The organism is Ochrobactrum sp. PL_is501 (assembly GCF_055816895.1).
The window spans coordinates 109604-121687 of record NZ_JBVPGR010000038.1 but is presented as its reverse complement, the minus strand read 5'-3'; the positions used below and the strand labels follow the sequence as shown (position 1 = coordinate 121687).

General features: G+C 56.7%; 11 protein-coding genes and 1 tRNA gene. 3 read left to right on the top strand and 9 right to left on the bottom strand.

What is annotated here, in order from left to right; all coding sequences use genetic code 11:
• Positions 1-63 precede the first annotated feature (63 nt).
• The gene (locus tag AC0TOF_RS17840) at positions 64-519 is read left to right on the top strand and encodes a MarR family transcriptional regulator (RefSeq protein ID WP_122002568.1); all 456 of its coding nucleotides are present in this window, start codon (positions 64-66) and stop codon (positions 517-519) included.
• 484 nt (positions 520-1003) lie between these two features.
• Here the strand turns inward: AC0TOF_RS17840 and AC0TOF_RS17835 are convergent, their stop codons facing one another.
• Both AC0TOF_RS17835 and AC0TOF_RS17830 read right to left on the bottom strand, forming a co-directional pair.
• A complete protein-coding gene (locus tag AC0TOF_RS17835; protein WP_473769223.1) occupies positions 1004-2038 on the bottom strand; it encodes an aspartate-semialdehyde dehydrogenase in 1035 nt (344 codons plus the stop codon).
• A 106-nt stretch (positions 2039-2144) separates the two neighbouring features.
• Positions 2145-2270, bottom strand: coding sequence for a hypothetical protein (locus AC0TOF_RS17830; protein ID WP_006472225.1), 126 nt, complete (start codon positions 2268-2270; stop codon positions 2145-2147).
• 304 nt (positions 2271-2574) lie between these two features.
• Here AC0TOF_RS17830 and AC0TOF_RS17825 point away from each other — a divergent pair, with 304 nt between their 5' ends.
• A complete protein-coding gene (locus AC0TOF_RS17825) occupies positions 2575-4470 on the top strand; it encodes an MFS transporter (protein ID WP_122002571.1) in 1896 nt (631 codons plus the stop codon).
• 63 nt (positions 4471-4533) lie between these two features.
• Here the strand turns inward: AC0TOF_RS17825 and AC0TOF_RS17820 are convergent, their stop codons facing one another.
• From AC0TOF_RS17820 to AC0TOF_RS17795, 6 genes are all read right to left on the bottom strand, one after another.
• Positions 4534-5586, bottom strand: coding sequence for a bifunctional transcriptional activator/DNA repair enzyme AdaA (locus AC0TOF_RS17820; protein WP_473769222.1), 1053 nt, complete (start codon positions 5584-5586; stop codon positions 4534-4536).
• A gap of 119 nt (positions 5587-5705) precedes the next feature.
• Entirely contained in the window at positions 5706-6821 is a 1116-nt protein-coding gene (gene leuB, locus AC0TOF_RS17815; RefSeq protein ID WP_122002572.1) for a 3-isopropylmalate dehydrogenase, read from the bottom strand.
• A gap of 284 nt (positions 6822-7105) precedes the next feature.
• Positions 7106-7300 (bottom strand): Trm112 family protein, encoded by a 195-nt coding sequence (locus AC0TOF_RS17810; RefSeq protein ID WP_122002573.1) that lies wholly within the window; start codon positions 7298-7300, stop codon positions 7106-7108.
• Between the two features lie 17 nt (positions 7301-7317).
• On the bottom strand, positions 7318-8013 hold the full coding sequence (locus AC0TOF_RS17805; protein ID WP_122002574.1) for an LON peptidase substrate-binding domain-containing protein: 696 nt from the start codon (positions 8011-8013) through the stop codon (positions 7318-7320).
• A gap of 100 nt (positions 8014-8113) precedes the next feature.
• Positions 8114-9076: a thioredoxin gene (gene trxA, locus AC0TOF_RS17800; RefSeq protein WP_473769221.1), complete on the bottom strand. Its 963-nt coding sequence runs from the start codon at positions 9074-9076 to the stop codon at positions 8114-8116.
• 192 nt (positions 9077-9268) lie between these two features.
• Positions 9269-9790, bottom strand: coding sequence for a prolyl-tRNA synthetase associated domain-containing protein (locus tag AC0TOF_RS17795; protein ID WP_473769220.1), 522 nt, complete (start codon positions 9788-9790; stop codon positions 9269-9271).
• Positions 9791-10178: 388 nt separating this feature from the next.
• On the opposite strand from AC0TOF_RS17795, the gene AC0TOF_RS17790 reads away from it, so the two are divergent.
• A tRNA-Gly gene (locus AC0TOF_RS17790) sits at positions 10179-10253 on the top strand.
• A 319-nt stretch (positions 10254-10572) separates the two neighbouring features.
• On the opposite strand, the gene AC0TOF_RS17785 is transcribed toward AC0TOF_RS17790, so the two are convergent.
• On the bottom strand, positions 10573-12036 hold the full coding sequence (locus AC0TOF_RS17785) for an MDR family MFS transporter (protein ID WP_473769219.1): 1464 nt from the start codon (positions 12034-12036) through the stop codon (positions 10573-10575).
• Positions 12037-12084 lie beyond the last annotated feature (48 nt).

Sequence of the window (12084 nt, the reverse complement as noted above, 5' to 3'; positions counted from 1 at the left end):
CACGATTATATGATGCACAATTGGATTGCACTTGATGTATATATTTCCCAAGGAGTTATCCCGATGAAGCGCGACGAACAGGAATCCAGTCTCGACCTATCCAACATGGTCTGCTTTGCGATCTATTCGACCGCGAATGCGCTGTCGCGCGCCTATCAGCCCATCCTCAACAAACTTGACCTCACCTATCCGCAGTTTCTGGTGATGATCGTGCTGTGGGAACAAGATGATCGGACCGTCTCGGAAATCGGCGCAAAACTCAATCTGGATTCAGGAACCCTGACCCCGTTGCTGAAACGGCTTGAAGCTGCCGGACGCATTGCACGGCGGCGCGATCCCCGCGACGAGCGGCAAGTGCGCATTACACTGACCGACGAGGGCCGGGAATTGCGCAAGGAGGCTGAGAACATTCCCGAGCAGGTGTTCTGCGCGCTTGGTCAGCCTGTCGATGAGTTGCAGGATTTGCGCACGCGCTTGCTCAACATACGCGGCAATCTCGCCGACAGTCTCAACCGCTAACAAAAAAGCGCCGGAAAACCGGCGCTCGGACTTCTGATAAGGCTATGCCAGATCAGCGATAATGGTCGTTATAATGCTTGTCGTACCAAAGCCAGCCAAAAGCAGCGGCCGCTACGATCAACGGGAAAACATACCAGAAGAACACTTCAGACGTCATGGCTTTAGTCTCCCTAGAACACGCCTTGCCGCTAAATGTAAGCCAATCGCCGGCAAAATCCAAGCCGCAACGCTGAGAAACGACACAAACAATCCGCTCCCCGGCGTGAAATTGAAGGTGTTGCCCAAAACCCCGACAGCGAGAAACCCCGTGGAAAGGCGATCAAGATTGTTCGCCAGCAACTTGGTTCGTTCGTTGTGTATCAAACTCATATTGCCCTCCCCATCCCGATCACTTCTTATCCCAAAGCCTACTAGACCGCCACTTGCATCAAACAAAAAGCGCCGGAAAACCGGCGCTTTTCAATCTCAGTACTGAGAAAACAGATCAGGCGGCAAGCGCTTTCGGCTTGATGAGGCCGCGTGCGACCAGCAGTTCGGCAATCTGGATCGTGTTGAGAGCAGCACCCTTACGCAGATTGTCGGAAACAACCCACATGGCAAGACCGTTTTCGACCGTGATATCCTCGCGGATGCGGCTGATATAGGTCGCGTCTTCTCCGGCGGATTCATAAGGCGTGATGTAGCCGCCGTTCTCGTGCTTGTCGACAACTTGGCAGCCTGGGGCTTCGCGCAGGATTTCGCGTGCTTCTTCGGGCGTAATCGGATTTTCGAACTCGATATTGACCGCTTCGGAATGGCCGATGAAGACAGGAACGCGAACAGCCGTTGCCGTCAGCTTGATCTTCGGATCAAGCATCTTCTTGGTTTCGGCCACCATTTTCCATTCTTCCTTGGTGTAGCCGTCTTCCATGAACACATCGATATGCGGGATCACGTTGAACGCAATGCGCTTGGTGAACTTCTTCGCAGTGACCGGATCGGCCACGAAAACAGCGCGTGACTGTTCGAACAGCTCATCCATGCCTTCCTTGCCAGCGCCCGAGACCGACTGGTAGGTCGACACGACGACGCGCTTGATCTTGGCGACATCGTGCAGCGGCTTCAAAGCCACGACGAGCTGGGCGGTCGAGCAATTCGGATTGGCAATGATGTTCTTCTTGCGGAAGCCTTCAATTGCGTCCGGGTTCACTTCCGGCACAATCAGCGGCACTTCCGAGTCATAACGCCAGGCCGAGGAATTATCGATGACGACGCAGCCCTGCTTGCCGATCTTCGGCGACCATTCCTTGGAAATCTCGCCACCGGCAGACATCAGGCAGATGTCGGTATCGGAGAAATCATACGTGTCGAGCGCCTTGACCTTCAGCGTCCGGTCGCCATAGGACACTTCCGTGCCCTGGCTGCGGCGCGATGCGAGCGCAACAACTTCGTCAGCCGGGAAGCCGCGTTCTTCGAGGATATTGAGCATTTCGCGCCCGACATTTCCGGTAGCGCCGACAACTGCAACCTTGAAACCCATTTTTCGTCTCCTGTCCCTCTCCGCTTCCAGATTCGGAACCCCGCAGGCCACGCGGGACTTCCGCCCCCGGGCCAGACCCGGGGAGAGGGCGAGCAGGCCAAGGGAATCAGACCGTTTTCGTGGTCGTTTTGGTAATGGCCGTGAGTGTTTTGGAAATCGAAGGCATGCGCGCTGCCCCGGCAAGAATGCCGGCAGTTCCAAGCGAAACTGACGCTACGTTGACGCGATCCACGCGGGTTCTCCTTCGTTCGCCACTGCTTTTACGCGGTTTATAGATGGAGTCAATTCTCCAACGCTTCAAGGAGCGTATTTTTCGACGCTTTGTTGTTTCTTCCAGTATTTCAAGCCGTCAATTCTGTCTCATACTAAAGACTACTGCACGAATCCCCTTTTTCGGTTCATCATGCAAGTGTGAGGAGAGCGCCCGGACAGTTGAGAGGAACTGTTCCCGGCGCATCAGGCGAACTTCATTTACCCGGTGAAGAAGGATCGTCTTACATTTGCCCGTCACGGGCTCTGTTTGGGAGGACAGATTAATGGCAGTCTCGTCAAGTGCCGATGTGGGCACGCAGAAAATGACGAGCGAAGAACGCAAGGTGATCTTTGCGTCATCGCTTGGTACCGTCTTCGAATGGTACGACTTTTATCTCTACGGAACGCTCGCTGCCTTCATCGGCGCGGCTTTCTTCAACGAATATCCGGAAGCAACCCGAAACATCTTCGTTCTGCTCGCCTTCGCGGCAGGCTTTCTCGTCCGTCCGTTCGGCGCGCTCGTTTTCGGACGCATCGGCGATCTCGTCGGCCGTAAATACACATTCCTTGTTACCATCGTCATCATGGGCGCATCCACTTTCCTCGTGGGTGTCCTGCCCGGCTCCGCCACGCTTGGCATTTTCGCCCCGATCATCCTGATCGCGCTGCGCATGTTGCAGGGCCTCGCACTCGGCGGTGAATATGGCGGTGCCGCAACCTATGTCGCGGAACATGCGCCAAACAATCGCCGTGGTTTCTTCACCTCATGGATCCAGACCACTGCGACGCTCGGTCTGTTCCTGTCGCTGCTGATCATCCTCGGCATCCAGTCAGCCATGAGCAAGGAAGCCTTCGCGGCCTGGGGCTGGCGCATTCCGTTCCTCGTCTCGATCATCCTGCTTGGCATTTCCGTCTGGATTCGCATGCAGATGAGCGAGTCGCCCGCTTTCAAGCGCATGAAAGAAGAAGGCAAAACCTCCAAGGCTCCGCTTTCTGAAGCATTCGGCCAGTGGAAGAATGCCAAGATCGCGCTCATCGCCCTTTTCGGCCTCACCGCCGGTCAGGCCGTCGTGTGGTATTGCGGCCAGTTCTATGCGCTGTTCTTCCTGCAGAACGTCTTGAAGGTGGAAAACCAGTCGGCCAATATCATGGTGGCCATCGCGCTCCTGATCGGCACCAGCGGCTTCGTCTTCTTTGGCTGGCTGTCGGACAAGATCGGGCGCAAGCCCATCATCATGGCAGGCCTGCTTCTTGCGGCTGTGACCTACTTCCCGCTGTTCAAGGCGTTGACCAATGCCGCCAACCCGGCACTGGCACAGGCTGAGCAGACCATCAAGGCAACTGTGACGGCTGCGCCTGGCGATTGCAACTTCCAGTTCAACGCCACCGGCACGTCCAAATTCACCACGTCTTGCGATGTCGCAACAAGCTTCCTCGCAAAGACCTCGGTGCCGTACGAAATCGTCCAGACGGCGGCGGCCGGCACTGCTGCAACCGTCACGATCGGTGACAGCACGATCACGTCCTACGACGCTGTTCAAGCCGGAGCAGATGCTGCGACCAAGCAGTCGGCATTGGCTCATGACGTAAACCTTGCTTTGCAAAAAGCCGGTTTCCCGCTCGTTCGCGACCCTGCGAAGGTGCCGGACAGCAAGCTCGAAGCATTCGTCGCTGCCAATCCGGAGCTTCAGCTGAATGCCGAAGCCATTCGCGCCGGCGACAAATCCATGGTTCCGGCTGCCGATCTGGTGAAGCAGAAGCTTCTGACCCAGACCGAAGCTGACGGCCTTGGCGTCAGCACCGAGCAGGCCGTCTACACCATCCCGAATGCTGGCGCATTCAAGATGGTTGCCGACCCTGCACAGGTGAACTGGGTCCTGACAATCGCCATCCTGACCATCCTCGTCATCTATGTGACGATGGTGTACGGCCCGATTGCCGCGATCCTCGTCGAGATGTTCCCGACCCGCATTCGCTACACCGGCATGTCGCTGCCATATCACATCGGCAATGGCTGGTTCGGCGGCCTGCTTCCGGCTGGCGTGTTCGCACTCAGCGCCGCCAAGGGCGACATCTATTACGGTCTCTGGTACCCGATCATCATCGCCTCCGTCACCTTTGTGATCGGCATGATCTTCGTCAAGGAAACCAAGGGCGTGGATCTGCACAAGGTCGACTGATCCCGCAAAAAACGATGCGAAACGCCGCCTCCCGGGGCGGCGTTTTCATATTCATATGGTGCACTATCGGCGATATTGCGCCTCGATCTCGATCAGCTTCTGCTTGCGCCAGAGACCGCCGCCGTAGCCCGTCAGCGACCCGTCCGCGCCAATCACACGATGGCAGGGAATGATGATCGCGATCTGGTTCGCGCCATTGGCCCGCGCAACCGCACGCACGGCAAGCGGCTTGTCGATAGCTTGCGCAAGCTCGCTATAGCTGCGCGTGTCCCCTGCCCGGATGTTCTGAAGCGCACGCCAGACATCTTGCGTAAAAGCACTGCCGTGCAGCACCAACGGCAGGTCGAACGTCGGGGAATTGCCCTCGAAAAAGGCATTCAGCTGACCTTCCACCAGATCATGCGTTTCAAAACGACCGATCCCCAGATTTCCGCGACAGGTGGCATGGAGCTTCTTCAGTTCAGCGGGCAGCGCCTTGCGATCCACGAATTCGAGAAGATGCAGGTTTCGGGCATCACAGATGGCGATCATCGTGCCCAGCGGCGTCCTGATCCAGTCGGCACGCAGCAAACCATCGCCCCGCAATTTGCCAGGCGGAAGCCCAAGAATGCGCGCAAAGGCATTGCGGAAAGCTTCGGGAGATTCAAATCCCGCGTCAATCTGCGCATCAATCACACGTCCGCCATCGGCAAGCGCCTGAAATCCGTGCCGCAGACGCTCCTGCCGCGCCATTTCCAGAAACGTCATTCCAAAATGGCGGCGGAAACTGCGGCGAACAGTCGATAGATCAAGCCCCATTCGGGCCACATCCTCTTCGCTCCAGCGCCGCGCAGGATCGGATTCAAGCGCATCGAGAAGCATTTTCACCGCAGGTTCGGATTCCGCTGCCGGTTGCAGGGGATGGCATCTCTTGCAGGGCCGGAAGCCATCGGCCATGCATTCGGCAACCGACGCAAAGAAGCGGCAGTTTTCCTGTTTGGGCTTGCGCGCCGGACAGGTCAGGCGGCAGAAAATTCCGGTTGAGATTACGCCGACATAGGCCCTGCCCTCATAAGCGGCATCGCGGGCGACAAGCGCATCGTAAAGTTTGTCTTGGTCAGGGAGCGTGAACAACATGCCGCTATTCTTATGCAGCACGCCATGAATTTACAGCCTCAAATCGGGCACTTATTCAAAAAAGAAAAGCCCGCCATGCGAGTAGCATACGGGCTTTCGTTCTTGTGATTTTGTCGTGCTTATTCAGCCGAGAGCTTCGAAAACTTGTCGAGGATGGCATCGCCCATTTCGACAGTGCCTACCTTGGTTGTACCTTCCGACCAGATGTCGGCGGTGCGCAGACCGTCATCCAGCACTTGAGCAATCGCTGCTTCCAGACGGTCGGCTTCTTCAACGAGATTGAATGAATAACGCAGGCACATGGCAAGCGAGGCAATCATCGCAATCGGATTGGCGACGCCCTTGCCGGCGATATCCGGTGCGGAACCGTGAACCGGCTCATACAGCGCCTTGCGCTTGCCGGTCTTGGAATCGACCGCACCGAGCGAAGCCGATGGCAACATGCCGAGCGAGCCGGTCAGCATCGCGGCAACGTCCGACAGCATGTCGCCGAACAGATTGTCGGTCACGATGACGTCGAACTGCTTCGGCCAGCGCACGAGCTGCATGCCGCCAGCGTCGGCCAGCATATGCTCCAGTTCCACGTCCGCGTGCTTTTCCTTGTGACGCGCGGTCACGACCTGGTTCCACAGGACGCCCGACTTCATCACATTGCGCTTTTCCATCGACGTGACCTTGTTGCGGCGCGTGCGCGCCAGCTCGAAGGCAACATCGGCGATACGTTCGATTTCGTAGGTGTCATAGACCTGCGTGTCGATGCCACGCTTCTGGCCGTTGCCAAGATCGATGATTTCCTTCGGCTCGCCAAAATAGACGCCGCCGGTCAGCTCGCGCAGAATGAGGATGTCGAGGCCCTCGATCACTTCCGGCTTCAGCGAGGAAGAATGAGCCAGCGCCGGATAGCAGATGGCCGGGCGCAGGTTTGCATAAAGCTGCATGTCCTTGCGCAGACGCAGAAGACCGGCTTCCGGGCGCACTTCATAAGGCACGCTATCCCACTTCGGACCGCCAACGGCACCGAAAAGCACGGCATCGGCAGCCAGCGCCTTCTCCATATCCGCATCGGAAATCGCCTGGCCATGCGCGTCGTAGGCAGAACCGCCAACCAGACCTTCTTCGGTTTCGAAACCAAGATTGAGTCCCGAATTGAGGAAAGCGATGATCTTGCGGACTTCCGCCATCGCCTCTGGACCGATGCCGTCGCCGGGCAGGAGAAGGAGTTTTCTGGATGCCATAATGCCAAGCCTCTGTTTTATTTCGAATATTCCGCGAAACGGAGAGCCGTTTCGCCAGGAAATCTGCGTTCGAATTCACGGCATCAACGACCGGCGCGATGCCTTCCGTTACTGCCTTTTTCAAGTTCCGCGAGGGTTATAGAGCCCTGTTGTCCGACAAGCAATAATGCGCAGGGCTGAAACTTATGAAAAAGATGAGGGCTTGTGCAGAAATTATATAACCATCAATCCGGCACGCGCTGCTCAGCGTCTCGCGCATTCACAACCGATGAGCCCGCTTGCGGTCAGTCCGTCAGGCTGCGCGCTTCGGAAGGCAGCATGATCGGGATGCCACCGCGAACCGGATAGGCAAGCTTTGCCTTGCGCGAGATCAGCTCGCCATGTTCCGCATCATATTCCAGCGGCCCCTTGGTGAGTGGGCAAACGAGCAGTTCCAGCAGGCGCACGTCGATATTGCCGGTATCCGTCTTGTCTTCCATTGTCCTGTTTCCGAAATCTATTGCAAACGCGAACCGAAATCGTCGTCCTTCACCTTGGCCAATACCATTTCCGTGATGGCGATCAAGGTCGCTGCACGCGTCTTCAGATCGGGGGCTTCCAGAAGCGCCTGTTTTTCAGCCGGGCCGAATGGCGACATGATGGAAAGCGCGTTGACGAGAGTTTCGTTGTTCGCCCGCGCGATACTGTCCCAGTCCGCTTCCAGATTGTGCGCTTCCAGATAATCGCGGAATGCACCCAGCAAGGCATCCCGGTCGATTTCCGATGAATCCCGCGCTTCTTCCAGATCGGCCAGAAACGGCATGATCCGGCATTGCCGGTACGGCTGGCGGCAGTTGACTTCCTCGCGCACGCGAAAACGGCAGATGCCCTGAAGGGTAATCAGCAAGCGGCCATCGCCGGTCTCGGCAAAGGTCGTGATGCGGCCGAGACAACCGACATTGCTCAACTGGGGACGAAAGCTCTCATCCAGTTCGTCGATCGTCTCGTCGTCGTCGCCATCGATTTTCGGCTGGATCAGGCCAATGATGCGTTTGCCTGCCAGGGCATTCTCCACCATCGCCAGATAGCGCGGCTCGAAAATGTTAAGCGGAAGCTGGCCACCGGGCAGAAGCAGCGCCCCCTTCAACGGAAAAACCGGCACGGTTTCCGGTATGTCAGCGCCCGTTCTATAACGGGCATTGCCCACCTGCATTGCAACCTCCTTTTAGAGCCCACCGCAGGGGTGGTTCTAACAGTTGGATTCTGTGTGACGGGAAAACGCAATTTACCCGTCACATCCCGACCGCATGCGATCAGGAAAAGAGAAGAGACGACAGCTTGCGCCGAGCACCGAGCGTCGCCGGATCGGCATTGCCCCACGCCTCAAAGAACTGGAGCAACTGCTTGCGCGCACCGTCATCGTTCCACTCGCGGCTGGCCTTCATGATGAAAAGCAGCTCATTGGCTGCATCTTCACGCCGCCCCTGCGCGTTGCGCACCTGCGCAAGGTCGAACCGGGCCTGATAATCCTTCGGATCGGCCTGAATTCGCTTTTCAAGCTCAATCGGATCGCCAATGAGCTTGACCTGATCGGCGAGCGCGAGACGCGCTTCCAGTGCGCGAACGGCAGGCGCATTCTGCTTGTCGGCAGGAACCTGAGCCAGAATTTCGCGCGCCTTTTCCGCATCGCCGGATTCCAGAACGCAAGTTGCAAGTCCGACGACTGCATCGACATTATCCGGCACGGCCTGAAGAATGGAGGAGAAAATCTCCGCTGCCTGAACGAAATCTCCGGCTTCCATCAGCTCGTTCGCCGCTGTGACCGCCTCGGCAATCGCAGTTTCCGCGTCGCTCGGACCGCCGATCTTGGCGATGAATTCCTTCACCTTCGATTCCGGCACCGCGCCCATGAAACCATCGACCGGCTGGCCATTGACGAAAGCGATGACCGCCGGAATGGACTGAATGCCAAGCTGGCCAGCGATGGACGGATGATCGTCGATATTCATCTTGACCAGCTTGACGGCGCCGCCAGCCTCGCGAACCGCTTTTTCGATGATCGGGGTCAGCTGCTTGCAAGGTCCGCACCATGGCGCCCAGAAGTCCACAAGCACCGGCTGCCTGCGGGATTCCGCGATCACATCCGCCTGAAAGCCTGCCGTCGTCGTGTCCTTGACAAGGTCCGTGCTCCCTGAGGCTGCTGGCGCCGAACCGAAAGAGACATTCGCCGTCATCTGGCCGCCTGCGCCGGCATAAGGATTGTTCTGGCTGGTCATGAGAAATTCCTTCGTATTTTCCGCCCCATGCAAAGTCCGCATGCAAGCCGGTGTCGATCTTTCAGTTCGTATCTTCAACGGCGAAATTCAAGACGGTTGATCAGGCAATTTGCGCTGTAATCTAGCGCTCCCGCGCCTCACTTCAATCGCTGTTCGCCATGTGTGAAAAGGCAACCGGTTTCGAAAATCAGTTTATACCGAAGCATCCACCTTCGCACCCTCGGAAACGGCCAGAATACGCGGTTCGTGTCCCGTGGACTTCAGAAAAGCGACAAGATCGTCGCGCTTGATAGAGGTCGTGGCTTCGTTGGTCAGCGGATGCCCGTTGATGACATCATGTTTCATCAAATCGGCGTCGAGAACGACCTGCACATTATGCGCGGTATCGTTGACCGCACCGAATACGGTGACCGAACCGGGGATCACGCCCAGATATTCCATCAGCTTCTCCGGCTTGCCGAACGATACGCGGCTTGCCGCGCCGATCAATTGATGGATCGACTTCAGATCGACAACCGCATCTTCCTCCACCGTTACCAGAAAGAAATTGTCTTTCTTGTCCTTCAAAAAGAGGTTCTTCGTATGACCGCCGGGAATTTCACCGCGCAGGTTTTGGGAATCGGCGACCGTGAACAAGGGAGGATGTTCGACCGTTTTCACTTCGATACCAAGTTTCTGAAGATAATCGTGAAGCTCGCTCGGCGACAAAGGCATGATTTCCACCCCATTCTGTTCGGCACTGATATGTTGGACATGTCACCACGCTCCTCACGTTTCGGCGACACGCAACAGCGCTTATAGACCATGGCTGCATGCTTAGAAACCATGCAACGCAAATTGGATTGATCGTTCGAAACGCTACGAACTGACTCGCGCCGCAAGCGCCTGATTCCGCCATCCGCAGAGGTGCATTTTTCCTGTTTCGCGGAGAAACCACAGCCGAAAACCTGACAAACACCTCTGGAAAAGATAATATTTACAGATAGTTATGATTTAACCGACTGCTAAATTCACTGAAACTGTATTTTCCTGCAATTTCCCTGTTGCAATCTCCGGGGCGTTGGTTCATATAGCGCCTGCCTGACGGAAACTACTGGCGCGAGCGGGTGTAGCTCAGGGGTAGAGCACAACCTTGCCAAGGTTGGGGTCGAGGGTTCGAATCCCTTCGCCCGCTCCAGTTTTCCGTTAAGTACAGGCAACAAAATCCCGGCTTTGTCCGGGATTTTTGCTTTTCAGGCTTTTTCTTCGTCGTCAAAGTGCGCCGGTGCGATTGCAGCAGCCGCGCAAGCTCAGCCGGCATGAAATCAATCATCAGCCGGAGCATTTTCGAGCCAAAAGTGTGAAACGTCTACGCGGGGAAATCAGTTCACTGGACTGATTTCTTATCCCGCTTCGATGCGTTGAAAATGCGACAAACAAATCGTTAGAGCGGTTCCGGTGATTCCGTACAAATAGGAACCGCTCCAAGCCCTTTGCTTGCAAAAATTCGAGAGCGCTCAGGTCACCACGTTTTCTTCGTATGTCTTTTTAACCCCCGGCACACAGAGGCAGGCCGGTACGATCAACGCGGCGATAAGCATCATCGCAACAAACGTTGCGTGCAGCGCCTGTTGAAGCGCCAGCCGAAGCTCCTGCCGATCAATCAACATCTCCGCGCCGTTCAGAAGATCCCGGAGTTGGTCCGAGGTAATCGCTTCACCGTGGTTGGCATTTGCGAGGCCGTAGGCCAGAATCGCTCCCAGAATGGCCGCTCCAAGGGTGCTGCCCAAATTGCGCGAGAATACGTTCGATGCCGTGGCGCTGCCGCGCTCCGACCAGTTCACGCTGTCCTGCGTCAAGATCAGCGCCCCGATATTAAGCAGCCCCATGCCGAACCCCATGACAAGAGAACCGGCTCCGGCCAAAATGGCCGAGCTTGATGGGGTGAGCATGACGAGCAGAGATGTTCCAATGGGAATGCAAATGCTCCCGGCAATCATGATGGGGCGCAGTCCGAAACGCGTAAACTGCCGCGAAGCAATCGTTGCTCCGCATGGCCAGCCCAACAGCAGCATGGTCAAGGCAAAGCCCGCTACCACCGGAGACCGATCAAGAACCGTCTGCACATACATCGGAAGGAATGTCGTCAGCCCCATGATCGACATACTGGCCAGAAAGACCGCCAGATTGGAGAATGCGATCGGACGCTTCAGCCACAGGCCGGGCGCAACCATCGGCTCCTTTGCACGGCGCTCCTGCCAGATGAAGGCAACCAGCGACAAGCCAAAGAGAATGAACGACAGAACCGCTTCGAGCGAGACCGCACTTTCGATAAGAGTGAGCGCAATCATCAGGGAAGAGATGGACACGGCGAAAAGCGCCGCACCCAGCACATCGACCGAAACCGGCTTTGTCCGCTTCTCTTCATGCAGGAAAAGAAGAAAACCCGATGCCGCCAGGATGCCGACCGGCACGTTGATCCAGAACACCCAGGCCCAGCTCACATTATGAATGATCAGGCTGCCAAGCAGCGGGCCGACAACCGCTGACAGTGCCCAGACGCTTGCAAGATATCCCTGCACCTTGCTGCGCTGCGCGCCCGGAAAAAGATCCGCGACCACGGTCATGGATGCTGGCTGGATGGCCCCCGCCCCGATGCCCTGCAATAACCGGAAAACAATCATCGAAGGCATCGACCAGGAGAAACCGGCCAATACCGACGCAGAAAGAAACAGCGCAATGCCGAAAACAAGCACCGGCTTGCGTCCGTATATGTCGGCCAGCTTGCCAAACACCACCGTCGTTGCAGTTTGGCTCAACAGGAACGACGAGAAAACCCAGGAATACAGATTGAGCTGCCCCAGCTGCGCTGCGATCTGCGGCATTGCAGTTGACACAATCGTTGCCTCGACGGCGATCATGGCCATGCTTGCCATGATCGCAGCGACAACGAGCCCGCGATGAGAATGTTTTTCTGTCATGGATAGCTTTCAGACCAGAACGGTCGTCGTTGAGTGGAAGCCTCCTCG